The 24,288-nt window shown below is 68.9% G+C and carries 18 protein-coding genes; 11 read left to right on the top strand and 7 right to left on the bottom strand.

Annotated features, from left to right (window positions below; genetic code table 11):
• Positions 1-98: 98 nt before the first annotated feature.
• The 4 genes from ACFOMD_RS08030 to ccmI are packed head-to-tail and all read left to right on the top strand — an operon-like array spanning position 99 to position 4,291.
• A complete protein-coding gene (locus ACFOMD_RS08030; protein ID WP_380859512.1) occupies positions 99-2,087 on the top strand; it encodes a heme lyase CcmF/NrfE family subunit in 1,989 nt (662 codons plus the stop codon).
• Positions 2,084-2,617, top strand: a complete 534-nt coding sequence (locus ACFOMD_RS08025) for a DsbE family thiol:disulfide interchange protein (RefSeq protein ID WP_380859509.1) — start codon at positions 2,084-2,086, stop codon at positions 2,615-2,617. The genes ACFOMD_RS08030 and ACFOMD_RS08025 overlap by 4 nt, the downstream gene beginning before the upstream one ends.
• Positions 2,614-3,075 carry a cytochrome c-type biogenesis protein gene (locus ACFOMD_RS08020; protein WP_380859507.1) on the top strand — a complete coding sequence of 154 codons (462 nt, stop codon included), beginning with the start codon at positions 2,614-2,616 and terminating at the stop codon, positions 3,073-3,075. The genes ACFOMD_RS08025 and ACFOMD_RS08020 overlap by 4 nt, the downstream gene beginning before the upstream one ends.
• Before the next feature lie 10 nt (positions 3,076-3,085).
• Positions 3,086-4,291 carry a c-type cytochrome biogenesis protein CcmI gene (gene ccmI / locus ACFOMD_RS08015; protein WP_380859504.1) on the top strand — a complete coding sequence of 402 codons (1,206 nt, stop codon included), beginning with the start codon at positions 3,086-3,088 and terminating at the stop codon, positions 4,289-4,291.
• A 119-nt stretch (positions 4,292-4,410) separates the two neighbouring features.
• Here ccmI and ACFOMD_RS08010 read toward each other — a convergent pair whose 3' ends face one another.
• The 6 genes from ACFOMD_RS08010 to ACFOMD_RS07985 form a co-directional block, all read right to left on the bottom strand.
• Entirely contained in the window at positions 4,411-6,117 is a 1,707-nt protein-coding gene (locus ACFOMD_RS08010) for a ShlB/FhaC/HecB family hemolysin secretion/activation protein (RefSeq protein ID WP_380859501.1), read from the bottom strand.
• Between the two features lie 13 nt (positions 6,118-6,130).
• On the bottom strand, positions 6,131-8,086 hold the full coding sequence (locus tag ACFOMD_RS08005; protein ID WP_380859498.1) for a CHASE2 domain-containing protein: 1,956 nt from the start codon (positions 8,084-8,086) through the stop codon (positions 6,131-6,133).
• The gene (locus tag ACFOMD_RS08000; RefSeq protein WP_380859495.1) at positions 8,083-8,805 is read right to left on the bottom strand and encodes a hypothetical protein; all 723 of its coding nucleotides are present in this window, start codon (positions 8,803-8,805) and stop codon (positions 8,083-8,085) included. The genes ACFOMD_RS08005 and ACFOMD_RS08000 overlap by 4 nt, the downstream gene beginning before the upstream one ends.
• Positions 8,802-11,807 (bottom strand): CHAT domain-containing protein, encoded by a 3,006-nt coding sequence (locus ACFOMD_RS07995; RefSeq protein WP_380859493.1) that lies wholly within the window; start codon positions 11,805-11,807, stop codon positions 8,802-8,804. Before ACFOMD_RS07995 ends, ACFOMD_RS08000 begins: the two co-directional genes overlap by 4 nt.
• Positions 11,804-17,737, bottom strand: coding sequence for a beta strand repeat-containing protein (locus tag ACFOMD_RS07990; RefSeq protein ID WP_380859490.1), 5,934 nt, complete (start codon positions 17,735-17,737; stop codon positions 11,804-11,806). Before ACFOMD_RS07990 ends, ACFOMD_RS07995 begins: the two co-directional genes overlap by 4 nt.
• A 442-nt stretch (positions 17,738-18,179) precedes the next feature.
• Positions 18,180-18,545: a PilZ domain-containing protein gene (locus ACFOMD_RS07985; protein ID WP_380859488.1), complete on the bottom strand. Its 366-nt coding sequence runs from the start codon at positions 18,543-18,545 to the stop codon at positions 18,180-18,182.
• A 410-nt stretch (positions 18,546-18,955) separates the two neighbouring features.
• Between ACFOMD_RS07985 and ACFOMD_RS07980 the strand changes: the two genes are divergently transcribed.
• Both ACFOMD_RS07980 and ACFOMD_RS07975 read left to right on the top strand, forming a co-directional pair.
• Positions 18,956-19,087, top strand: coding sequence for a hypothetical protein (locus tag ACFOMD_RS07980; RefSeq protein ID WP_380859485.1), 132 nt, complete (start codon positions 18,956-18,958; stop codon positions 19,085-19,087).
• 93 nt (positions 19,088-19,180) lie between these two features.
• Entirely contained in the window at positions 19,181-20,128 is a 948-nt protein-coding gene (locus ACFOMD_RS07975; protein ID WP_380859482.1) for an isopenicillin N synthase family dioxygenase, read from the top strand.
• On the opposite strand, the gene ACFOMD_RS07970 is transcribed toward ACFOMD_RS07975, so the two are convergent.
• Positions 20,125-20,442, bottom strand: coding sequence for a hypothetical protein (locus tag ACFOMD_RS07970; RefSeq protein WP_380859480.1), 318 nt, complete (start codon positions 20,440-20,442; stop codon positions 20,125-20,127). The two genes, ACFOMD_RS07975 and ACFOMD_RS07970, sit on opposite strands and share 4 nt — an antisense overlap.
• A 65-nt stretch (positions 20,443-20,507) precedes the next feature.
• Between ACFOMD_RS07970 and ACFOMD_RS07965 the strand changes: the two genes are divergently transcribed.
• From ACFOMD_RS07965 to ACFOMD_RS07945, 5 genes are read left to right on the top strand one after another with little or no spacing between them, the layout of a single operon-like run.
• Positions 20,508-21,536 carry a serine hydrolase domain-containing protein gene (locus tag ACFOMD_RS07965; protein WP_380859477.1) on the top strand — a complete coding sequence of 343 codons (1,029 nt, stop codon included), beginning with the start codon at positions 20,508-20,510 and terminating at the stop codon, positions 21,534-21,536.
• Positions 21,533-22,012, top strand: a complete 480-nt coding sequence (locus ACFOMD_RS07960) for a UPF0262 family protein (protein WP_380859474.1) — start codon at positions 21,533-21,535, stop codon at positions 22,010-22,012. Before ACFOMD_RS07965 ends, ACFOMD_RS07960 begins: the two co-directional genes overlap by 4 nt.
• Positions 22,013-22,024: 12 nt before the next feature.
• Positions 22,025-22,579, top strand: a complete 555-nt coding sequence (dcd, locus tag ACFOMD_RS07955) for a dCTP deaminase (RefSeq protein ID WP_380859471.1) — start codon at positions 22,025-22,027, stop codon at positions 22,577-22,579.
• A 20-nt stretch (positions 22,580-22,599) separates the two neighbouring features.
• Positions 22,600-23,883, top strand: a complete 1,284-nt coding sequence (murA, locus tag ACFOMD_RS07950; RefSeq protein WP_380859468.1) for a UDP-N-acetylglucosamine 1-carboxyvinyltransferase — start codon at positions 22,600-22,602, stop codon at positions 23,881-23,883.
• The gene (locus ACFOMD_RS07945; protein ID WP_380859465.1) at positions 23,883-24,284 is read left to right on the top strand and encodes a DUF2948 family protein; all 402 of its coding nucleotides are present in this window, start codon (positions 23,883-23,885) and stop codon (positions 24,282-24,284) included. Before murA ends, ACFOMD_RS07945 begins: the two co-directional genes overlap by 1 nt.
• Positions 24,285-24,288 lie beyond the last annotated feature (4 nt).

Below are 24,288 nucleotides of genomic sequence, written 5' to 3'. Positions count from 1 at the left end.
CTTTGCGAGCAGCTTTCCGCTGCGTCGTTACGACTGGCTTACGGTGTGGCGTCGGCGCGGCTAGATTGCGGCCGGCATCAAGGCTATCGGGGGCGCCTATGTGGGGGGAAATCGGACATTTCGCGCTGATCCTGGCCTTCGTGCTGGCGATCGTGCAGTCGGTGGTGCCGTTCATCGGCGCCGCGCGCGCCGATCCGGCGCTGATGGCGTTCGGGCGCGCGACCGCGATCTGGCAGGCGCTGTTCGTCGCCATCGCCTTCGGCTGCCTCATCGAACTGTTCGTCGGGCTTGAGTTTTCCTACGCGATCGTCGCGCAGCACACCCATTCGACGCAGCCGTTGATCTACCGCTTTGCCGGCACCTGGGGGAACCATGAGGGCTCGCTGCTGCTCTGGGTGCTGATCCTTGCGGTCTTCGGCGGTGCCGTCGCCTGGTTCGGCGACAATCTGCGCGAGACGCTGCAGGCGCGCGTGCTGGCGGTGCAGGGGCTGATCGGCGTCGCCTTCATGGCGCTGCTGCTGTTCACCTCCAACCCGTTCGAGCGGCTGGTGCCGGCGGCGCTGGATGGCAGCGAATTGAACCCGCTGCTGCAGGACCCCGGCCTCGCGCTGCACCCGCCGCTGCTCTACCTCGGCTATGTCGGCTTCTCGGTCGCCTTCGCCTTCGCGGTCGCCGCGCTGATCGAGGGCCGCGTCGATGCCGCCTGGGCGCGCTGGGTGCGGCCGTGGGTGCTTGCCGCCTGGGTCAGCCTCACCGCCGGCATCGCGCTCGGCAGCTTCTGGGCCTATTACGAGCTCGGCTGGGGCGGCTGGTGGTTCTGGGACCCGGTCGAGAACGCCTCGCTGATGCCGTGGCTGCTCGGCACCGCGCTGCTCCATTCGGCGCTCGTCCTCGAACGGCGCGGCGCGCTGATCAGCTGGACGATCCTGCTCGGCATCCTCACCTTCTCGCTGAGCCTCGTCGGCACCTTCCTTGTCCGTTCGGGCATCCTGACCAGCGTCCATGCCTTTGCGGTCGATGCGGAGCGCGGCGTGTTCATCCTCGCGATGATCATCGGTTTCACCGGCGCGGCGCTGGCGCTGTTCGCGTGGCGCGCGCCGACGATGAAGTCGGGTGCGATGTTCGGCGCGGTCAGCCGCGAGGGCGGCCTCACCGCCAACAATTTGTTCCTGATGGCGGCGACCGCCACCGTCTTCCTCGGCACCTTCTATCCAGTGGTGGTCGACGCGGTGAACGGCGACAAGATTTCGGTCGGCCCGCCCTTCTACGCGATCACCTTCGTGCCGATCGTCATTCCGCTGCTGCTGCTGGTGACGCCGGGACCGATGCTGCAGTGGAAGAAGGACAGGCTGCCGGCGCTCTGGCAGCGGCTGCGCTGGCCGGCGATCGCGGCGCTGGCGCTGTTTGCGATCACCGTCGCGTTCTCCGGGCTGGCCGACACGCTCGCCGCCTTCGGGCTGGGCCTGGGCCTGTGGCTGGTGCTCGGCGCGCTGCTGTTGCTGGTGCGCCGCGCGCGGCTCGGCGCGGCCGCGGGCGACAGCTCGCTGCGCCTGCTGCGCACCACCCCGCTCGCCGTCTACGGCATGGTGATGGCGCACGCCGGGCTCGGCCTGATGACCGCCGGCATGAGTGCGATGACCGCGTGGGAGACGTCGAAGGTCGTCACCATGACGCCGGGCGCCACCGAGACGCTCGGCGATATCCAGGTGACCTTGTCCGATGTGCGCATGACGCAAGGACCCAATTATCAGGCGGAGCAGGCACTGTTCCTCGTTCGCCGCGGCAGCCACATTTTCGAGCTGTCGTCAGAGCGGCGCGCCTATCCGGTCAGCGGCCAGCAGACCACTGAGGCGGGCATCCATGCCGAAATCCGCGGCAACACCTATGTCGCGATCGGCGAGGCCAGCGCCGACGGGCTCGTCGTGCGCATCTACAATCATCCGCTGGTCGGCTGGATCTGGGCCGGCGCGATCCTGATGTCGCTGGGTGGTTGCGTTTCGCTCGGTGACCGCCGGCTGCGCGTCGGCGCGCCGAGCCGCGCGGCGCGCACCGTGACGCCGCCGCCGGTGATGGCGCCCGCCGAATGAACCGGCTGCTGTTCCTCCTGCCGGTGGTGATCTTCGCCGTCGTCGTTGCCGCCTTCGCCTTCGGGCTGACGCGCGATCCGTCGAAGCTGCCGTCGATGCTGATCGACCGGCCGCTGCCGGTGCTCGACCTGCCGCCGCTTTCCGAAGGCCAGCCGGGCCTGAAGACCGCGATGCTGACCGGCGAGCCGGCGCTGCTCAACGTCTTCGCCTCCTGGTGCCTGCCCTGCCGTGTCGAGCACCCGCTGTTGCTCGACCTGAAAGCGAAGGGCGTGCCGGTCTATGGCCTCGACTGGAAGGAGCCGGCGGCCGACGGCGCCAAGTGGATCGCCGAACTGGGCGATCCCTATCGCGTGATCGGCAACGATGAATCGGGCCGCGCCGGCATCGAGCTCGGTGTCACCGGCGTTCCCGAGACCTTCGTCATCGATAAGAAGGGCCGCGTTCGCTACAAGCATATCGGCCCGATCACCCCGCAGGACTATGACGAGAAGCTGGCGCCGCTGCTGGCGAAGCTGAGGGCCGAGGCATGAGGGCGCTACGCTTTCTCCTGCTCGCCTCGCTGTTCGTGGCGGGCACGGCAGGCGCGGTGCTGCCGGACGAGCAGCTCGCCGATCCGGCGCTCGAGGCACGGGCGCGGGCGATCAGCAAGGAGCTGCGCTGCGTCGTCTGCCAGAACCAGTCGATCGACGATTCAGATGCGCCGCTGGCGCGCGACCTGCGGATCATCGTCCGCGAGCAATTGTCGGCGGGCAAGAGCGACGACCAGACGATGGACTATGTCGTCGCGCGCTACGGCAATTTCGTGCTGCTCAAGCCGCCGTTCGAGCCGGCGACCTGGGCGCTGTGGCTGCTGCCGATGGGCGTGCTGGTGATCGGCGGCATCGGCGTTGCCCGCTATCTGAAGGGTCGCCGTCATGCGGCGGCCGATACCCCAGACCTGACCCCCGAGGAGCGTGCGCGCGTCGACGCGCTGCTGCGCGACAGCTGACGAGGCCTTCATGATTTTGTGGATCATCCTGACCCTGATGGTCGCGCTTGCCGTCGCCGGCGTATCGATCCCGCTGGTGCGCCGCTACGAGACGCGAGTCGATCAGCGTGCCGCGACCTTGGCGGTGCTGAAGGATCAGCTCGCCGAGATCGACGGGCAGGAGAAGGCGGGCGTCGTCGCCGGGCCCGAGGCCGAGGCGCTGCGCGTCGAGCTGCGCCGCCGCCTGCTGGTCGAATCGCGCGAGATTCACGCCGAGGCGCGGCCGATCGGGGCGCAGAACCTCGGCCGCTTCGCCTTCGGCATGGCGGCGATCGTCGCGCTGGCGGCAACCGGCCTCTATGCGATGATGGGTCGCCCCGACCTGACCGGCGAACCGGTCGCGACCGCGGGCGGGCCAGCCGCGACCGAGGGCGGTGAGGATGTCGACGGGCTGATCCGCGGGCTCGAACAGCGGATGGAAGCCAATCCGAGCGACCCCGAAGGCTGGCGCATGCTCGGCTGGTCCTATTTCCAGCGCGGCCGCTTCGGCGAATCCGCCAACGCCTATCGCCGCGCCGTCGCGCTGGCGCCGACCGCGCCCGGTTTCCAGTCGGCGTTCGGCGAAGCGCTGGTGCAGGCGTCGCAGGGCAATGTCACGCCCGAGGCGGCGGCGGCGTTCGAAGCCGCGCAGAAGCTCGACCCGTCGGACGCCCGCGCCCGCTATTTCCTCGCGGTGGCGAAGGACCAGCGCGGCGACCGCGCCGGCGCGATCACCGACTGGGTCAATCTGCTCAACGAAGCGCCCGCCGATGCGCCCTGGGCGCCCGACCTGCGCCAGTTCGTCGAGCGTATCGCCAAGGAAGATGGCATCGACCTCGCGGGCCGGCTGAAGCCGGCGGCGGTTGCCGCCGCGCCCGTCGCCTCGATGCCGGTCGCCGGCGCCACCGGCGCGATGCCGCAGCCGTCGCAGGAGCAGGTGCGCGACGCGATGGCGCTGCCCGAGGCCGACCGGCAGGCGATGGTGCGCGGCATGGTCGACGGCCTCGCCGCCCGCCTGCAGACCTCTCCTCGCGATTCGGACGGCTGGGTCCGCCTGATGCGCGCGCGCATGGTGCTCGGCGAGCGCGACGGCGCGTCGGCGGCGCTGAAGAGCGGCCTTGCCGCGTTCGGCGATGCGCCGGCCGAGCAGCAGAAGCTGCGCGACGCGGCGGCGGCGCTGGGCGTTCCGGGGGCGTAGTACGCTGGTCGTCATTCCCGCGAAGGCGGGAACCCAGCACATAAAATGGCGCCTGCGCAGCGGGCAGATTCTTTGTGTGGACTGGGTCCCCGCCTTCGCGGGGATGACGGCGCCGCCGTCTAGAAGCCGATAAAGCCCGTCACCGTCACGCGCGGGTCGCGTTGCGGGACCGCGCCGGCGACGCTGCGGGTCGCGTCGGCGAAGCGCACGTCGACGAAGGCTTTCGAGAACAGCGCCATGCGCGCGCCGAGGCCCCAGGAAGCGACGGTGGCGCCGACCTTCCCTTGTGCGCCGTTGGCGAGCGACTGCGCGCGGGCGCGATCGACGAAGGTGTAGAGCTGCACCGAATTGACGCTGGCCTGCTGCGGCAGCTTCATGTCGTAGCGCAGCTCGATGACGCCGCCCAAACCCCGGTCGCCGGCGACCGTCGACGGATCATAGCCGCGGCCGATGCTCGGCCCGCCGAAGGCGATCTGCTCGCCCGACAGCAGGGTGTCGCCGGTGTACTGGCCCTGCACGCCGACGAGCGCGCTGAACCGGTTGGCGATCGGCTGCAGTCGGGTGCCGCTGAGGGTGACTCGCGTGAAATCGGGCTCGAAGCCGACGACCGACGGCAGCGCCGCGTCGCTGTCCATCGAGCCGAGGAACGGCAGGCCGCGGAAGATCGAGACGCTGGCGGTGGTGACACCGCCGAGCCAGCTGCTCTGCTGGAGGACGAGGCCAGCCTCTGCCACCACCGTCTTGTCGAGGATGATGCGCACGCCCACCGCCTCGGTGCGCGAGCGGTTGGCGGTTATCCCGCCATCAAAGAACAGCGATGTCTCGCGGCCGCGCAGGATCGGATGGCGCACGCGCGCCGCGAACGAGGTCACGAAGCTTTCGAGGTCGAGCGGCTTTACCACGCCGCCCGGCTTCGCCACCGCGACGAGGCCGCCGAGGCTGGCGACGGTGCCGCTGCTGCCGATCGGCTCGGCATAGCGGGCGTTGAACGAGCGAAGCTCCTTCAGCTTGTCGCCGGCACCGGCCAGCCCGAGGTCGAGCGCGCCGATGCGGCCGAACGGCCGGCTGAGCGTGGCATTGGCGCCGAACGCCCAGGGGCCGAGCGAGTCGGAACCGGTATTGTTGACGCTGAGGCTGTAGCTCGACGGCAGTTCCGTGACAGCAAGCGCGAGTTCCGACTGGCCGAGCTCGGCGCCCTGGCGCAGCACGCCGTTGCCGGCGATGCCCGGTAGGTCGTTGATAATGAGCAGGCGGCGCTCGAGCGCCTCGAGCGAGATCGGCTTCACCCCGACGATCGGCGCGATCATCTTGCCGAGCCGCTCGCGCGTCGCCTCATCGGCGGATTCGACGAAGGCGTTGCCGATATAGCCCTCGACGACGCGCACGGTCAGCACGCCGTCCTTCACCTGCTGCGGCGGCACGAACACACGGGTGAGGAAATAGCCGTCGCCGCGGTAGCGGTTCTCGAGCGTGTTCGCGGCGGTGCGCAGCTCCTCGAGCACGATCTTGCGGCCTTCGAGCGGCGCGAAGATCGCGCGTACCTCGGCCTCGGGGTAACGCGTCGCGCCCTCGACAGCGATGCGCGCCACCTCGAACTCGATCTCGTCGACCGCGCGCGGCGTCGCGGCGCGCTCGGGTGTCTGGATGCGCAGGTCGAACTGCGGCGTCTCGGGGAGCGGCTGCGGCACCCGCTGGCGCGAGATGTCGGCCTGGTTCGGCACTGGGGTAGCAGTCTGCGCCAGCGCGGGGGTGGCGACGCCGGCCAGCAGCAGCGCGGCGAGGATCGGCGCGGGGGCGCGCGCCGGGAAAGTGGGGGCAAGGGTCACGCGGGGCACCTGGCTATTTGTCTTCCATCACGACGAGATTGGTGACGAGGCCTTTCTTTACCCGCTCGTAATGAAAGGTCGCGATCGGATCGTCGGGATATTGGTCGTGGAGCGCGCGCACCGCGTCGGCGGCGTCAGGCGTGCCGAGCTTCAGCAGCTCGTAGGAGGCGGCATAGGCCTTGGCGAGATCGGACTTGGCGTCCGCCTCGCTGACCGGGCTGTAGAGCGTCACCGGTTCGGTCTTGCCCTTCAGTACGATGTCGCCGATCGGGCGGAAGAACAGGTCGGGGCAGCGCTTCACCACCTCGTCGGTGCAGCAGATGCGCGTGCCGAAATATTTGTTCACGCCCTCGGTGCGCGCCGCGGTGTTCACCGTGTCGCCCAATGCGGTGAAGTCCATGCGCGAATGCGAGCCGAAGTTGCCGATGGTGGCGACGCCGCAGTGCACGCCGATGCGGGTGACGCCGATCGGCACACCGGCCTCATTCTGCCGCTTGCGGAACGCCTCGGCATAGACATCGAGTTCGAGCGCGCATTTGACCGCGCGCTCGGCATGGTCGGCCTGCGGGATCGGCGCGTTGAAGATCGCCATGATCGCGTCGCCGATGAACTTGTCGATCGTGCCTTCATATTTGAGGATGATCTCGCAGGCGCCGTCGAGATACTCGTTGAGCACGTCCGACAGCTGTTCCGAGCCGAGCAGCTCGGACAGCGTGGTGAAGCCGGCGATGTCGGTGAAGATGAAGGTCGCCTCGCGGCGGGTGCCCGAGATGCTGACCGAGGTCGGGTCCTTGACCAGCTGGCTGACGACGGCGGGCGAGACGTAGCGCGAGAAGGCACCCTGCACGAACTCGCGCTGCTTGCGCTCCGCCTTGCCGATCAGCGCGTCCATCATCCACAACGACAGCGCGAAGGCGAAGGTCGGCGCGACCAGCGGCACCATCGGCGCCCAGCCATAGGCGTAGCCGTAGATCGCGCCCACCCAATAGGCGACGATCAGCACGGCGCCGAGGCCCATGTTGAAGATGATGCCGCGCTTGAACAGCGTGATGATCACGCCGAGCGCGGCGAACAGCGCGCTTACCGCGATGACGGTCGGCAGGGTCGGCTTCGCGGGCTTCCGGTCTTCGAGATACTGGGCGATGCCGTGCGCCTGCACGAGGATTCCCGGCATCATCGCATCGTCGCCGTCGGCATAGACGGCGAGCGGCGTGCGGTGGCGGTCAGTCATCGAGACGATGGCGCCGACCAGCACGATCTTGCCGCGAATCCAGTCGTCGGGAAGGAAGGCGGCGGCGTTAGCCGGATAGATCGGGAAGGCCGGCGCCTCGGCGTCAGGGCGCGGGCGCCAGGCGATCTCGACCTGCTGCTTGGTGGTGATCGGCTTTCCGGCGAGCGACAGCGCCTTGTAGACGAAGCCGAGCGGCTCGTCCTTCTTGCTGGCGCCCGGGTAGATGCGGCGCACGCTGCCGTCGAACGGATCGGTCAGCAGGTTCGCCGCGGCGCGGCGCTCCGCCGGCACGAAGGCGTTCATATACGCCAGCTGGTCCTCGTTCACGACATTCTCTTCGATCGTGTAGCTGACGAAGAGCGGCGTGTTCAGGTCGCGGATGACCTGCGCAAGGCGCACATCCTTCGCTTCCTCGGTCGGCTGGTCCAGAATGACGTCGAGCCCGATGACTTTCGCGCCCTTGTTCTGCAAGGCGACCAGCAGGTCGGCGAGGAAGCCGCGGTCGACCGGCGACCGGTAGGGGAATTGCGCGAGCGTCGCCTCATCGAGTGCGACGACGACGATGTCCTTCGACGCCGGCTCGGCGGGCTGGATGGCGACGCGCAGGTCGTTCGCCGTGTTGTCGAGGCTGGTCAGGAAGCTGAGGTAGCGCACCCCCGCCACCGCCAGCGCCGCCGCCGCGAAGGCCACCATCACATAGGCGATGGCCCTGCCGATGTTCCCCCCCAGCAGCTTCACTGCGGCAGGCTCGCGCTCTGCAGCCGCGCCAGCAGCGCGTCAGCCTGCGGGATGCAGCCCTTTTCGAGCATCCATGAGGCGAGGACGAGCTCGTCGGTGATGTCGCGCGGGATCATGTTGACGCCGACCGCGATCTCCTGGCCGTCGGTGCGCACGATGAACATGGTCAGCGCCTCCAGCTTCTGCAGGCGCGGCGCCTTGAGCGCGGTCTGGCCCGCCGCCCAGGTGAAGTCGGCGCGCCACGAACGGTCGATCGGGAAGACGGTGAAGGCCTGCTGGCCGCCGCCCGCCGGGCGCCACCAGATCGGCGCGGTGCCCTCATGCAGACAACGCGGACCCGGGCGGCTGATGTCGATCAGCCAGGGATCGTCGAGCTTGACCGCGCCGGCGCCGGCGCGAACCGCCCCGATCGAGGAGGCGCGGGCGTTGCGGGTGCTTACCAGCGCCGCGAGCGCCTGCCGCGGGTCGGCGGCGGCGCCACCGCCGCGCGAGGCCGGCGCGCCGCTGAACGGGCCGCGCAGCGCCACCGTCTTGCCGTCGGGCGCGATCAGGGTGACGCGCTCGCCTTCCTTCAGGGTCAGCGCCGCGGTGCTCTCGACGCTCATGCCGGGCTTCAGCGAGCCGGCGCGCGCGTCAATCACGATCATCTTCGCCGCCATCGCGGCAGCGGGGGTCAGCGCGATGGCCGCGCCGAGGGCCCAGGTCGTCAGCTTGTTCATTCGGCTGCCTCACTCGCGGCCGGTGCGGTCGAAGCCGCGCCGTCGCCCATCACCACGAACGCCGCCCAGAAGAAGGGATGCGCGGTCTGCGCCCGGCCGATCATCGTCAGCTGCGCGGCGCGCAGCGCGTCCGACGACCCTGACGCCATCTGCGGCCCCAGGCTCGTGAACAGGTTGGACATCAGGCTGGCGGTCGCCGCGGAGGGTACCTGCCAGTGACTGATCAGCATGTTGCGCGCGCCGGCGTGGAAGAAGGCTTCCGACAGGCCGGACAGCGATTCACCGCCGAAGCGCGAGCCGCCGGTGGCGGTGTTGCAGGCCGACAGCACGACGAGATCGGCGTTGAGCGACAGGCTCGCCACTTCGCTCGCCTCGAGCAGGCCATCCTCGGCGCGGCTCTGCGCGGGCGTTGTCGGCGGCGTCAGCACGAGGCCGGGCTCGCCCTGGCACTTCAGCTCGCCCGGCAGCAGGCCGTGCGTCGCCATGTAGAGCACGCGGTAACGCGACAGGTCCTGCTGGCGCAGGTTCGCCTCGCTGGCCCGGCTGCCGAGGAAGAGGTTGCCGTCATCGGCGCCCAGCACGCGCGCGACGTTGCGCACCTCGGCAGCGGTGTCGGGCAGCGAGGCCAGCGCCTTCAGCAGTTCGGGCGGCATCGGCGCGTCCTGACGACAGGTGCCGCCGAGCTGCGCGAGCGCGGTGCCGCTGGCGGCGGCCGACGCGCGGGTCGGCGTCGCGAGGATCGGATCGCCGAAGGCGAGCAGCGGCCGGTCGGGCGTCTTCGCCGGGCGGGTGGTGCGCAAGGTGTAGAAGGCCTGCAGCGACGGCGAATGCGCGATGGCGGCACGGCGCGCCAGCCAGGCGGCATCCTCGTAGCGGCCGGTCTTCGGCGCCTCGGTGATGAGGAGGGCGAAGGGCAGGCTGGCAAGCGGGCCGGTCGGCACGAAACTCAGATGGTCGAGGCCCGCCATGTGCGGCGCAATGCCGGCGAACAGGTCGCGGTACAGCTGATGCGACCGGGCCATGTCGAACTCGTTGATCGAGCCGCCCTGAATTTCGAGCGAACGGCGCAGCGCGGTCACCGCGTCGCGCAGCTCGGCCTCGGTGCCCGTCGCCTCGGCAATGTAGACGCCGTCGCGGCGGACGAGCTGCACGAAGCTGCGGCTGCGACCGACCAGGAAGGAAACGATCCCCTCCCCCTCGCGGATGCGGCTGCGCAGCTCGTCGAGCTGCATCGGCCGGCCCTCGGCCATCGCGGCATAGTCGGGGAAGTCGCCGGTCAGCTTGGTGCGCAGCGCCAGCACCTTCTTGTCGCCCTCGGTGATCGCGGTCTTAAGCTCATCCTCGACCTCGCTGCTGCGCTCGCCGTCGGGCAGCGCCTGCTCGGCGGCGAGGCGCGAGCGGGCAAAGTCGCGGGCGCGCTCCTGGTCCTGCGTCTGGCGCAGCAGATCGGCGATCGCCGGGTTGGCGGCGGACAGGCGCGCGGCGGCCTGGCCGATGGTGCGGTCGACGGTCGGCGAACGCACCAGCTGGAAGGCGTCGAACGCCTCGGCATAGAGGCCCTGCTGTTCCTTCGGATCGCTGAGCGTCTTCGCATAGCCCGAAACGGCGGCAGCGAAGGGAATCAGATCCTCGGTGGTCAGCACCATCGCGTCGCGCGGCAGCGCCTTCGCGGCCTTCAGCGCATCGCGATAGGCGATGATCGCCGAGCTGTGCATGCCCTCGGTCTCATAGGCGCGGCCAAGCAGCGTGCGGATGCGCAAGGTCGCGGCGCCCTCCCCCGAGATCTTGTGACGCTGGTCGAGCGCGAGGCGGAGATAGGTTTCGGCGGCCGACAGGCGCCCTTGCGCGACGCTGACCTGGCCGAGCGTGGTCAGGATGTCGGTGCGCATCCGCCGCGGCAGGCCGGGCGTCGCATCGAAAATACCGAGCGATTCGGACGCGGCGGCATAGGCCGAGACCGGATCGCCCTGCCGGATCGCCATCTGCGCGACCAGGTTGAGCGCCATTGCCGTCTCGGCCTTGGCGAGCGTCACGAGGGCGGTCGGCGACGAATTGATCGCATCGGCGCCGGCGCCGGTGCCGGTGGCCACCTGGCCCCAGATCTCGGCGGCGGTGCGCGCCTGCGCCAGCGCATTGGTGAAGTCGCCGCGGTTGGCGGCGTCATAGCCGAGCGCGGTGGCGAGGCGGGCGCGGTCGGCGGCATTGGCCGATCGCTGCATGATCGGCTCGGCGCGGCGGAACAGCGCCGCGGCCTCGTCGGGCCGGCGCTGGTTCGACACGTTGAGCGCCAGATCCATCATGATCTCGGCGGCGCGGGTGTCGTTCTCGCTGAACAGCCGGGTGTGGACATCGAGCGCCTGCCGAAACAGATCCTCGGCCACGGCATATTTGCCCTCGCCATTGGCGATGCGCGCGTCGCGCAGCAGCGCAGAGAGCCGGTCGACATCGGCGGCGCTCGCGAGCACCACCGGTTCCCCCCAGAGCGTCTGGAGCTGCTGCACCTGCTGCGGGCGCGAACCCTCGACAGTCGCACCGACCGCAGCGGCGAGCGCCGGGAAGGTCGAGGCGGGGCCGTCGACGACGGTCAGCAGGCCGTTCGCCTCCCGCGCCAGCACCAGCGTCGGCCAGCCGCCCGAACGGGCGCGGCAGGGGAGCGCCAGCGCATCGCCAACCCATTGCGCCGGCTTGCAGTCGAGCCGGCCGCGGGCGATCTGGCCGGGCCGGCTCGCCTCGAAGGCGGCGAGCAGCGCGGCGTTGCGCGCCTCGCCCGTGGGCAGTGCCGGGATGGCGGCATAGCTGATGCTGCCGCTTTCCTTGCCGGCGCACATCAGTTGCTTCTCGATCGGGATACCGACGCGGACCACGACGTCGTCGCGGTCGCGCGCCACGCAGGCTTCGTCGGACAGGCTGTTGGCGAGCGGCCGTTCCTGCGCCTGAAGCGCGGCGGGACCGCCGGCGAGCGCGCCGGCGAGCAGCAGCGTGCGGAAGCGATAGCTCATCATTGGCCGCCTGCCCCTCCGACATCGCCGAGGCCGTCAGCCCCGCCCCACAGCGACGAGTTGCCGCTGCTGGTGACGGGGGTATCGACCTGTTGGCCACCCGCATTCACCGACGAGGTGTCGACCATGATGTTCTGCCCCACCACGTTGGTCGTGGTGAGCTGACGCTTCTCTTCGGTCGCCTCGGTCTGCTCCTCGGTCTGCTCGGCTTCGGCGAGCGTCGGGTCGTTCGCGTCGGCGGCGTCGGTCGGCGTTTCCGGCGCGGTATCGCCCACCGGGCTTGACGGCGTCGGCTCGACCGGCGGGCCGGCCGGCGCCGGAGCCGGCTGGGTCGGTGCCGCGCCGCCGGTGGCGCCCTGGCCGCCGGTGCCGCCCGCGGGAGGCGGCGGGGGTGGGGGTGGCGGCGGCGGGGGTGGCGGCGGCGGGTTCGCGCCCGCCGGTCGCTGTCCGCCCTGCGCCGTGCCGCCGGCCGCACCGGCGCCTCCGGCGGTGCCCGCGCCGCCGGTGGTGGCGGGCTGCTGCGTGACGACAGGGTTGTTGTTCGTCGTCGAATTGCTCGCCGGCTGGCGCACCTGGCTGGTGGCCTGCTGGATGACGGTGGTCGTCACCTGCTGCACCGGCGCCTGCTGCGCCGGCGGGACGGTGCCCGGCGGTGGTGGCGGCGGCGGCGTGGTCACGGCGGTGACCGTCAGCGCCGTGGCATTGCCGGCCGCCTGCGCGAACACATAATTGGCCGCGGTCAGCCCGCCGCCGTTGACCGCATAGCTGCCTGCGGCGCTGGCGGCATCGGCGGCAGTGGCGAAGGCCAGCGCGCCGCTGGTGGCGGTGCCCTGCGTCTCGCCGCCCACGAAACCGCCGACGCTGCCCGACAGCGCCGGGTTGGCGGCGCCCGCCGCCCGCGTCGCGGCGTCGGCGGTGTAAGTGAGCGTCGCCGGGGTGATCGTGCCGATCTGCCCGCCCGCGCTGGTCGGCGCGATATAGTTGGCGAGGTCGGTGCCGCTGTTGGCGGTCAGCGCGACCCCGGCGGTGACGGCCTTCGCCGTTCCGACGCCGGCGGTCGCATAGGCACCGTTGCTCAGGCTCGCCGCGGCGCCCTCGCCGGTGATGAAGCCGGCCAGCGCGACGCCGGCATTGCCGAGCGCGGCGGCGAGCGTGGCGTCATAGACCTTCTGCGTCGTGCCGGTCAGCGAGGCGGTCAGCTGGCGGCGCGTGATATCGGCGGTGGTGGTGCCGCCGGCGAAGGAATAGTTGCCGGCGTCGGCGCCGGTCAGCGTGAAGCCGCTGCCGGTGACGGTCTTGCCGGCGCCGGCGTTCTTGTCGGCGAAGGCATAGCTGCCGCCCTGCGCGGCGACGCTGTCGCCGGCGACGATGCCGGCGAGCGTGAGCGAACCGGTCGCGGCGGTCGTGCCGTCATAGATCTTGCCGTCGGCCGCGATGGTACCCTGCAGCGCGCGCTGGGTGATCGTGCCCGTCCCGCTCAGCGAATTGCTCGGCCCGCTGGGGTTCTGCGACGATGACAGCGACAGGATGTAGTTCGACGCCTTCGTGCCGGTCAGGCTGACGCCGCTGACATTCAGCTGCTTGTTGGTGCCGGCATTCTTGTCGGCGAAGGTCGCGGTGCCGGTGGTGCCGACCACGTCGCCGTTGACGAGGCCGACGAGCACCAGCCCGTCCGGCCCGAGCGTCGCGGTGGTGGTGCCGTCATAGACCTTGGAGATCGTACCGAGCGTCGCGCCGATGAAGCGCGGGTCGACCTGCAAGGTACCGCCCTGCGTCACCAGCGTGTAGCCGGCCGGCACGATCAGCGAGCCGCGGTCGACAGTGATCGCATAGCTGCCGACATCGGCGGTAGCCGCGGCGCCGGCCGACGTGAGCGCCGGCGCGCCGGAAAGCACGTCCTGCGTGAACACATTGCCGAAGCTGGCGGCGTTGATGAGGCCGGTTACGCTATATTCGACGCCCGCGACCGGGGCGCTGGTGTTGAGCGTGTTGCCGTAGGTCTTGAAGCGGTTGCCGGCAGAGACGTTGAGCGTCGGCGCCAGCCCAAAGACATAGCGGTTGCCGGAAACGCCGAGCTGCATGCGGCCGTTGGCAGCGAGGCTGGAGAAGCTCTGCCCCCAGGTCGCATTGGCGCCGCTGGCGAGGCCGCCGAATGTGTTGTTCGCCGGCGCCGCCGAATAGATCAGCCACTGGCCGCCGCCCGAGGTGGTGAGCGCACCGGCGCCCGACTGGTTGACGAAGCTGCCGTTGCTGATCAGTTCGACGGAACCGGTGATGTCGAAGGCAAGCCCGGTGGCGAGCGTGATGCTGTCACCGGCGATGAAGCGCAGCAACTCGTTCGGGTCGGTATTGCCCGTGCCCTCGATGCGCACGCGCCCGCCAGTGCCGCCCGACTGGATGGTGGTCGCATGGATGTCGCACGGGCCGCCGTTCTCGCAGGTCGGCGCCGGCGGGCCGCTGGTCGTAAGCGCCAGCGTGACGAGACCGGTGCCGTTGGCAAGCCCGACCGAGCGCGACGGCGCGACCAGGTAGTCGATCTCGAAATCCGAGAGCTGCAGTTCGCCGGCGTTCGGCTGACCGAGGTTGCCGAGGCGGATGTCGCGGCTGACCGTGCGCGGCGCGACCGTGATCGAGTTGGCGATGACCGGCGCGCCGATCTCGATTTCATCGGCGACCATCTGCACGCCGCCACCGTTGATCGTGCCGGCAACAAAGAGGCTGTTGGCGTTGAGGAGAACGGCGCCCTGGCCGAGGCCGGCATCGAGCAGGCCGGACACGTTGATGCCGCTGGCGCCGAGCAGGTTGATGTCGACTGTGCCGGAAAAGCCGTCGGTGACGGTGGCGACGCTGCCGAACAGGCCGACCTGATTGTTACCCATGCCGTTGACGAAAAGATTGCCGCCCGAGGTCACGACATTCTCGAGCCTGAGTTCGCCATTCGTGCCGAGCATGGCGACGAAATTGCCGCCGTTCGAATTGGCGCCGAAAATCTCGACGTCGGTGTTCATCCCGCCACTGACCGAGATGCCGTTGGCTTCGAGGAACAGCGAGCCGTAGGCCATGTCGCCGACGTAGATGCCCGAGGCGTCGCCGGCGGTCAGGCTGATCTGGCCGAAGCCGCTGTCGAGGCTGCCGAGGATTTCCATGAAGGTTTCGCCGCCGACCGACAGCGAGATACTGCCGGTGTCGGTATCGATCTGGCCGTTCTGGGAGATTTCGATCGGCAAGCCGCCCGTCGCGGCGAGTGCCACATTGCCCGACCCGGTCTGTATCTGGCCGGAGAAGCCGATGCTGCCCGCACTTGTGAGGCTGACGTTGCCCTCGTCGGTGTAAAGCGACCCGTTGCCGCCAAGCGAGTCGCCGGCGATGAGCCGGATGCCCTTCGTCGGGTTGCTCGGCAGCGTCGGCGTTTCACTTTCCGCGCGCATCTGCCCGCTGAAGGACAGCAACGCATCCGCCTGGATGTCGATGAAGCCGGCGAGCGCGTAGCCGTTGGCGAGCAGTTCCGAACTGCCGTTAACCTCCACATCATGGCCCGAAAAATCAATCAGGCCGCCGAAGCAGTTGCCCGCGTTCGAGCAGCCATAGCCGAGCCCCGAGGCGTTGACGGTGGTGCCGTTGAGCTGGAGCAGGTAGGCGCCGGCCTCGACCTTGCCGCCGCTGCCGCCGTTGGTGCCGGCCTGCGCGGTCATGTTCCCGGCGAGCGTCGCCACGCCCATCGGCGTCAGGCGATCGGCGAACACCGAGACGCGGCCGCCGGTGCCGAGGTTGCCGGCGTCGGCGTCGAGCCGGGTAAAGGCGCTGATGTTCACGCTTGTCGGCTGGGTCATGCCGAATAGCGGCGTTCCCCCGTCGCCACCGCCGACCGAGATGGCGCCGCCCTGCGCGCCGCCGGTCGTGTCGAGCAGCGTGGTCAGGCTCATGTTGCCGCTGATGGTGATCATGTTCGTTGCGGCGACGTTGATCTGGCCGCCAATGCCGACGGCCTGCGTCGCCGTCGCATTGAGCGTCGAGCCGGGCTGGATGCCCACGCTGCTGCCGCCAATGTCGATGCGGCCGCCGAACCCGCCCATGCCGCCGCTGCGGACGGTCGCGTTTATCCGGGCACTGGTGGTGCCGGTAAGCGTCTCGGACCAGATCGAGATCGTACCGCCGTGCGACGCGACGGCCGACGGATCGGGCGTGCTCGCGAACAGGTTTGCCGTGCCTTCGGGGTCGCCGAGCGTAACCAACGTCGGCAGCGTTCCGCCGGGGAAGGGCGCGCCACCGGGCAGGCCGCCGATGAGGATGTCGCCGCCGTTCTGGTAGCCGACAACGGTGATCGACGGGTCGTTGAGTGTGGCCTTGCCGGCGATCGCGATGTTTCCGGCGTTGATGTCGACGATGCCGCCGCTGCCGCCCATGAAGGTGGCGCGTGCGTCAAGTGTGCCCTTGGATTCGAGCGTGAAGCTGCCAGCGGTCACGCTGATCGTGCCGCCCACGCCGTTCAGGCCGCCGGCGGTATTCTGCGGATCGCCGCCGATGAAATAGCGGTCGGCCTGCACGTTGAACTTACCGTTCACGACCACCGAGTTGCCGCCAAGTGCGATTTCGCCGCCCTGGCGGCTGGTGCCGCCGAAGCTCGCCGCGTCGAACTGCGACAGCGGCGTGTCGGGGTCGAGATCGCGCGAGCCATCACCGATCGTCACGAGCTGCGCCGGGGCGGTGCCGTCATAGTCGGTGCCGGAAAGGCCGATGCCGATGCCGATCCGGCCGCCGTCGCCGGCAGAGGTGCCGGTGTCGCCGCGTACCGCGCTCGCGAGGATCTGGACGCGCCGCTCGCTGGTGGCGATCTGGATGTCCTGCCCGAGAATCTGGATGAGGCCGCCGTGGGCGCCGTCGAAGCCGTTGGCGAGCAGGCGACCGCCATAGGGGTTTGCCGAAACATCGTCGGGATCGGTGCCGATCACCACCTCGCCGTGGGCGCCGCCATCGATAACGATCTCACCCGCCGTCGCCGTCGCGCCGGACAGCACGAGGTTGGTGCCGTCGAACCGGGCGGCCGTCGCATCGACGACACCGGCCATGTTGACGACAGAGCTCAACACACCATCGACGGCACGCGCGGCCAGGAGCACCTTGCCACCATAGGCCTCGATCCGCCCTGCCTGCGTGACGATCGCGGCTTCGACCTGGTCATATTCGCCTTCGAGGGCAAAGCTCACCAGCGAGTTGTTCGCGCCGTCGAGGCCGATGGTGAAGGTCTCCGCGCCGGCAAGGATCACGCGGCCAAGGTTCGCGCGGATGATCGCGTCGCCCGGCAGCGCGTCGCCGCGGTTGATGACTTCGCGCGCCGACAGGATGGCATAACCGCCCGTGCCCAAAGGGGTGTCGAGGTTGATGTCGATCGTACCCTGATTGAGGATCCTCGGATTTCCGCCCGAGGTCATGTCCTCGAAGCTGAAGCTCGTGTTCGCCGCGTTGAGGAAATCACTGTCGGACTGAACGAGCGTGTGCGTCGTCGCGAGGAAACCCTTGGCGGTGACATGGCCGGTCGGCGAAATCATCACGCCCGCCGAATTGAGCAGCCACACCTGGCCGTTGGCGGTGATGTTGCCGGCGATCTCCGACAGGTTGCCGCTGAGGTCGCGGTTCAGAATGATCGACGACGCGCCGGGCTGAACGAAGTTGACCGTGGCGGTCGAGCCGACGTTGAAACTGTCCCAATTGGCGACGGCGCGCGCCTGCGTCTGGGTCACCGTCATCGTGTTGCCGACGGTGCTGGGCGCATTGATGCCGATCGGGTTGGCGCCGATGACCGGCAGCGCGTCGGGCGCGATCTGCGCGGCGGCGGGCGTCGCCGCCAGCAACAGTGCCGACGCGCCGAGCGCGGTGCTTGCGAGCCAGCGGTTGCGCCGGGTTCGCGCCGTGCTGCCACGGGCCGGAAGGGTCACGGAAAGACGGTTCGATGCGCTCATATCGCCAGGCCACTCAGTGCTAAACGGGATCACACCGGGCCAACGCGGCTATGCTCGCTCCGCACGCAACGACCGCGGCCCCTGAACGGACCCGGCACGCTTACGATCGGAGAAAGCAGTGGCGGTACAACTCCCCCGCCTCGCCAACTGCCCAACAACCCCCAAGTACGGCCCTATAGTCATTTCGGATGCACGGCAATATGAATTTGCGCCGCTGCACAGTCGGGGGAGGTGCGCGCGGGGGATGTTGCGGAAGAGCCTCAGTATATCTGCGATATAAATCGGGCAGAAGGGTCAGAAAAAACATTCGGCGATGCCGAAACGAGCGACAACATCTTTCCATCTATCAAATAAATTGGTTGCCTCCTCTGCAAAAAATGTACGGTATCCGCCAATCCTATTCCAAAAAGTGCTACGGCTAGATCATCCAGCGTGACATTTGCTTGGAGGCCTCCACATTTGCCGCGCGGTAGCGCGCGATCATCGCCGGGTCGAGTGACGGGGGCTCATCGAAGCACATGCCGAAGCGTCCGGCGTGTTGCCACCTTACTTCACCCTTCAGCCTCTGGCCGTCGAGCAGCACCGCGAGGCGGGTACCCGGCGCCAGCTCGGCATCGAGGCTGGCCATCAAGCCGCCGGCGGAGATGTTGCCGATGTCGATGGGGTGAAGCGTGCCGTCGAGGTCGAGCAGCGCCTTCAGCGCCACCGCCTCGCGCAGCTCGGAGCCGCGACGATCCGCATCATGCTGTCCGGCGACCAGCCGATCGAGAAGCGAGTCGAACATGGGTGACAGGTCTGGCACGCCTGCGGTTAGCGTTCGCTTAGCGGATGCGGTTAACCGCGCGCTATCGACTTGGGGACCGACCGGGCGCATCATCGCCGCCGGGTTGATGCCGCGGCGGTGGGGGGCTGCGATGGCGAGTTGCCAGACCTGTCATGCCGCTGGCGGCAATTGGCGCCACTGCCTGGCGTGCGGCGCCTATTGGTGCCTCAACTGCCGGCTGCGCGAAGACCGCGCGGCGGCGCATCTCTGCCCCAATTGCCGCCACGGCCGATCGGAAGATCGCGGACCCGATACGATAGCTCCTGCCGCCTGAGCGGTGGTCCGAGGGAACCGTTCGCGCGCCTGCCGCATTGTTTTCGCTGACCTGACGCCGGCTAGAGACCGGGGTCGATCAGTTTGTGAGTAGCGTGATGGCGTATGATGTGAAGAACCGCGACCGCAGCGAGATGCGCCGCGTCCGCCGTGAACGGATCGAGGGCAACCGGGCCGTGTTCTATTACGGTCGGCCGGTTCCCGAATGGCCGCAGGCTTGGATGCTCTGATGAAATGAGCCCCGTTGAAGGGACCTTCTTTGACGGCGAGTAACCCGCGGCAGTAAAGGGCGGGTCTTCTTCCCGTCAGCTCAGGCGAGTCCCATGGCCGATGCCGCCCCCGCCGCGATCCAGCCCGTTTCGATGGGCCTCGCCGCCACCGATCCCGACCGTTTCGCGGAGGAACTGGGCGATAGCTTCCGCCGCACCGGCTTCGCCGTTGTCGCCGACCATGGAATCGACCAAGGCGTCATTGACCGGGCCGTCGAGGATACCAAAGCCTTCTTCGCGCTCCCCGAAGGCCTGAAGCGCCGTTACCACCTGCCCGGCACCGGCGGCGCGCGCGGCCTGACCCCGTTCGGCGTCGAGACCGCGAAGGACGCCAAGGTTCACGACCTGAAGGAATTCTGGCACGTCGGCCGCGACCTGCCCGATGCGCACCCGTATCGCCGCTATATGCCGGAGAACCTCTGGCCGACCGAGGTCGCGGGTTTCCATACGCATGTGAAGACGCTCTACGACGCCCTCGACGAGATGGGCGCGACGCTGCTGCGCGCCATCGCCCGCTACCTGAAGCTCGACGAGCGCTTCTTCGACGACAAGGTGCGCCTTGGCAATTCGGTGCTTCGCCTGCTCCATTATCCGCCGGTGCCGATGGACGCACCCGGCGTGCGCGCCGGCGCGCATGAGGACATCAACGTCATCACCCTGCTGCTTGGCGCCGAGGAGGCGGGGCTCGAGGTGAAGACGCGCGACGGCCAGTGGCTGGCGATCACCCCGCCCGAGGGCGCGCTGGTGGTCAATGTCGGCGACATGCTGCAGCGGCTGACCAACCATTATCTGCCGTCGACGACGCACCGCGTCGTCAACCCGGCGCCCGAGCGCCGCGGCTTGCCGCGCTACTCGACGCCCTTCTTCCTGCACTTCGAGCCGGAATTCGCGATCCGCACGCTTCCCGGCTGCGTGACGCCCGAGACACCCGACCGTTATCCGGAGGCAATCACGGCGGACGAGTATCTCCAGCAGCGGCTGCGCGAGATCAAACTGATCTAGTCGTCGTTCAAGGTGCAGCCATAGCCTTCCGCATAGGTCGCCGAGCGCGAGGCGATCAGCGGGACGGTCGCGGTGATGCGTTTCGCCGCCGGGTCCTCGCTCAGCCGCACCATCTCCATGCCGGGCTCGAAGTCGGTCTTGCAGCTGTCGAGGCTGCGGTTGCCGAGATAGCGGCAGGCGCAGGCGGTGCGCGCGCCATAGCCGACGCCGACCTCGGTCTGCTGGCCGATCGGGCTGGCCCGGAGCGCGAAAAGTCCACCGACGCCGAGGGCGACGATGAGCACCGCCCCGAGCATCCAACGGCTTGCCTTCATGCGCCCCCTCCCTAACCTGCGGCGATCGGGCTAGAGGTGACGCGATGAGGGGCTTTCGGGCAAGCATGATTTTGGCAGCCGCCGCCGCGCTGATCGGCGCGGCGCCGCTGTCGCCTGCACAACAGGCGGCCGATTCCTTCTTCACGCGACCCGAGCTTGGCGAGACGCGCGCGGTGGTCGTGCTGAAGGACGGCGTGCCGGTCTATGAGCGCTACGGGCGCGGTTATGGCCCCGGCAACCGCTTCATCTCCTGGTCGATGGCGAAGTCGCTGACCGCGACGCTGGTCGGGCAATTGGTGGCGGAAGGAAAGCTGCAGCTGGACACGCCGGCACCGGTCGCGGAATGGCACGCCAAGCCGGGCGACCCGCGCGCGGCGATCACCTTGCGGCAACTCCTCCATATGTCGTCGGGCCTCAATCATGAGGAAGGCGGTGAGCGGCTGCAGGATGCCGACACCGTGCGCATCCTCTACACCGACCGCGCCGGCGACGCGGCGGGCGCCTCGATCGCGCAGCCGCTCGAAGCGAAGCCGGGCGCCAAATATGAATATTCGACCGCGACCAGCGTCATCCTTGCCGACATCGTCCAGCGCACCGTCGCGCCGAATGCGAAGACGCCGGCGGCCCGCCGCGCCGCGATGCGCGCGCACATCGAAAGCCGGCTGGCCCGTCCCGCAGGGATGAGCAGCCTCGTCTGCGAATATGACGCGACGGGCACGATGCTCGGCGGCTCGCTCTGCCACGCCAGCGCGCGCGATTGGGCGAAATTCGGCCAGCTCTATCTCGACGGCGGCAAGGGCATCGTGCCGGCCGAATGGGTCAGCTTCGTGCAGGCGCCCGCCGCCACCGATGGCGGGTATGGCGGTCATTTCTGGCTCAACCGCCCGCGCCCGAAGGGCAGCGCACAGGCGCTGTTTCCCGAGGCAGGACCCGCCGACGCCTACGCCGCGATCGGCCACCTCGGCCAATATGTGATCGTCGTGCCGTCGAAGCGGCTGGTGGTGGTGCGGCTCGGCAAGACGCAGGATGACGTGCTGGCCCCGGTGCGCCAGCAGCTCGCGCGGCTGGTCGCCGCCTATCCGGCGGTGCCGTGAGCGATCCGCGCATCATCGATGTGAAGCTCGACGAGCGGACGATCATCTGGCGCAACGCCGATGTCGAGCAGGAGCGGCGCGTCGCGATCTTCGATCTGCTCGAAGGCAATCACTTCGCGCCGGCCGGCCCCTATGACGGCGGCTATGCCGGGCCGTTCAAGGTCACCTTGCGCGTCGAGGAGGGGCGGCTCGCCATCGATATCGCCGCGGCCGACGACCGCGCGCTTGAAACCTTCGTGTTGGCGCTGTCGCCCTTCCGGCGCATCGTCCGCGACTATTTCGCCATCTGCGACAGCTACTACAAGGCGATCCGCAACGCCTCGCCCAGCCAGATCGAAACGATCGACATGGCGCGGCGCGGCATCCACAACGAGGCGGCGGAGACCTTGCAGGAACGGCTGGCCGGCAAGGTCGAGGTGGATTTCGATACCGCGCGGCGGCTATTCACGCTGATCTGCGTCCTGCACATCCGATAGAGGGAGAGTTTCGTGGCCGTCATGTCCGACCGCTGGATCCGCGAGCGCGCGCTCGCCGACGGCATGATCGAGCCGTTCGAGGACCGGCAGCGCCGCGACGGCTGCATCTCCTACGGCCTCTCCTCCTACGGCTATGACGCGCGCGTCGCCGACGAGTTCAAGATCTTCACCAACGTCGATTCGGCAGTAGTCGACCCGAAGAATTTCTCGCCGACCAGCTTCGTCGATCGGAAGACCAATGTCTGCATCATTCCGCCGAACAGCTTCGCGTTGGCCCGCACCGTCGAATATTTCCGCGTGCCGCGCGACGTGCTGGTCATCTGCCTCGGCAAATCGACCTATGCGCGCTGCGGAATCATCGTGAACGTCACCCCGCTGGAGCCCGGCTGGGAAGGGCATGTCACGCTGGAGTTTTCGAACACCACGCCGCTGCCCGCGAAGATCTACGCGAATGAAGGCGCTTGCCAGTTCCTGTTCCTGCAAGGGAACGAGCCCTGCGAGGTCAGCTATGCCGACCGGGCAGGCAAATATATGGGCCAGCAGGGCGTGACCTTGCCGAGGCTCTAGCGCCGCCCTAATCAACGGCGATGGACAAGATCGTCATCCGCGGCGGCCGCACGCTCAACGGCAGCATCCAGATTTCAGGCGCGAAGAATGCGGTGCTCACGCTGATGCCGTGCGCGCTGCTCACCGACGAGCCGCTCACTCTTCGCAACCTGCCGCGGCTCGCCGACGTCGATACCTTCGGCCATTTGCTCAACGGGCACGGCGTCTCGACCACCATTGAGGGCGCGCGCGGCGGCGAGTTCGGCCGGGTGATGACGGCGCGTGCCAACAATATCAGCTCGACGGTCGCGCCCTACGACATCGTCCGCAAGATGCGCGCCTCGATCCTCGTGCTCGGGCCGCTGCTGGCGCGCGAAGGCGAGGCGACGGTGTCGCTGCCCGGCGGCTGCGCCATCGGCAACCGGCCGATCGACCTTCACCTGAAGGCGCTGGAAGCGCTCGGCGCCGAGATCGAGCTGGCGGCCGGCTATGTGAAGGCGACGGCGCCGAAGGGCGGTCTGCGCGGCGGGCGGATCGATTTCCCGATGGTCTCGGTCGGCGCGACCGAGAATGCGCTGATGGCCGCCGTGCTCGCCAAGGGCGAGACGGTCATCGAGAATGCGGCGCGCGAGCCCGAGATCGTCGATCTCTGCCGCTGCCTCGTCGCGATGGGCGCGAAGATCGACGGCATCGGTAGCGAACGGCTGACCATCCACGGCGTCGACCGGCTGCACGGCGCGACCTATGCCGTCATGCCCGACCGCATCGAGGCAGGCTCCTATGCCTGCGCCGCGGCGATCACCGGCGGCGAACTCGAACTGGTCGGCGCCAGCCTCGACGATCTGGGCGCCATCGTCGCGTCGCTGCGCGAGGCCGGCGTCGAGGTCGAGCCGACGGCGAAGGGCATCAAGGTGCGCCGCGCCGGCGAGCTTCGCGCGATCAACGTGACGACGCAGCCCTATCCGGGCTTCCCGACCGACATGCAGGCGCAGTTCATGGCGATGCTGACGCTCGCCGAGGGCGCGTCGCTCCTCACCGAGACGATTTTCGAGAATCGCTACATGCACGTCCCCGAACTGTCGCGCATGGGCGCCGACATCACGGTACGCGGCCGCTCGGCGGTGGTGAAGGGCGTGAAGTCGCTGGTCGGCGCACCGGTGATGGCGACCGATCTTCGCGCCTCGATGAGCCTCGTGCTTGCCGGCCTCGCTGCCAACGGTGAGACGGTGGTCAACCGCGTCTATCACCTCGACCGCGGCTATGAGCGGCTCGAGGAGAAATTGTCGGCGGTCGGCGCGGACATCGAACGCGTTTCGGACGGCTGATGAGCGAGCGCCTGCGCCTGATCGGCCATGAGGCCGACGACCTGCCCGTCATCTCGGCGCTGATGCAGGACGCCGCGGTGCGCGTCGACGACATCGCGTTCGACGCAAAGGCGCGCCGCTTCGCGCTGGTCGCCAACCGCTATCGCTGGGAAGCCGATGTGCCGTCGCGCACCCGCTCGGCGCTGCGCTTCGACGGCGTGGCAAAGGCGCAACGCAAAGGCTGGCCAGTGGCGGGCGACACGGTGCTGGCGCTGCTCGCGATCCGGCCCGAAGAGGGCGGCGTGACGCTCGACTTCGCCGGCGGCGCCTCGGTGCGGCTGGAGGCCGAGTGCATCGACGTGGTGCTGGAGGATCTCGCCGGGCCGTGGGGCACGCGCAGCACGCCCAACCACGACGATTGAGGCG

It is taken from the genome of Sphingoaurantiacus capsulatus, from assembly GCF_042648405.1.
Classification (GTDB): domain Bacteria; phylum Pseudomonadota; class Alphaproteobacteria; order Sphingomonadales; family Sphingomonadaceae; genus Sphingoaurantiacus; species Sphingoaurantiacus capsulatus.
This window is presented reverse-complemented; position numbering and strand designations above follow the sequence as displayed.

What these genes read in the sequence shown, in the direction of transcription:
- ACFOMD_RS08030 (WP_380859512.1), top strand. Translation starts at nt 99, where the DNA reads ATGTGGGGGGAAATCGGACATTTCGCGCTGATCCTGGCCTTCGTGCTG.
- ACFOMD_RS08025 (WP_380859509.1), top strand. Translation starts at nt 2,084, where the DNA reads ATGAACCGGCTGCTGTTCCTCCTGCCGGTGGTGATCTTCGCCGTCGTC.
- ACFOMD_RS08020 (WP_380859507.1), top strand. Translation starts at nt 2,614, where the DNA reads ATGAGGGCGCTACGCTTTCTCCTGCTCGCCTCGCTGTTCGTGGCGGGC.
- ccmI (WP_380859504.1), top strand. Translation starts at nt 3,086, where the DNA reads ATGATTTTGTGGATCATCCTGACCCTGATGGTCGCGCTTGCCGTCGCC.
- ACFOMD_RS08000 (WP_380859495.1), bottom strand. Translation starts at nt 8,805, where the DNA reads ATGAACAAGCTGACGACCTGGGCCCTCGGCGCGGCCATCGCGCTGACC.
- ACFOMD_RS07995 (WP_380859493.1), bottom strand. Translation starts at nt 11,807, where the DNA reads ATGATGAGCTATCGCTTCCGCACGCTGCTGCTCGCCGGCGCGCTCGCC.
- ACFOMD_RS07985 (WP_380859488.1), bottom strand. Translation starts at nt 18,545, where the DNA reads ATGTTCGACTCGCTTCTCGATCGGCTGGTCGCCGGACAGCATGATGCG.
- ACFOMD_RS07980 (WP_380859485.1), top strand. Translation starts at nt 18,956, where the DNA reads ATGGCGTATGATGTGAAGAACCGCGACCGCAGCGAGATGCGCCGCGTC.
- ACFOMD_RS07975 (WP_380859482.1), top strand. Translation starts at nt 19,181, where the DNA reads ATGGCCGATGCCGCCCCCGCCGCGATCCAGCCCGTTTCGATGGGCCTC.
- ACFOMD_RS07970 (WP_380859480.1), bottom strand. Translation starts at nt 20,442, where the DNA reads ATGAAGGCAAGCCGTTGGATGCTCGGGGCGGTGCTCATCGTCGCCCTC.
- ACFOMD_RS07965 (WP_380859477.1), top strand. Translation starts at nt 20,508, where the DNA reads ATGATTTTGGCAGCCGCCGCCGCGCTGATCGGCGCGGCGCCGCTGTCG.
- murA (WP_380859468.1), top strand. Translation starts at nt 22,600, where the DNA reads ATGGACAAGATCGTCATCCGCGGCGGCCGCACGCTCAACGGCAGCATC.
- ACFOMD_RS07945 (WP_380859465.1), top strand. Translation starts at nt 23,883, where the DNA reads ATGAGCGAGCGCCTGCGCCTGATCGGCCATGAGGCCGACGACCTGCCC.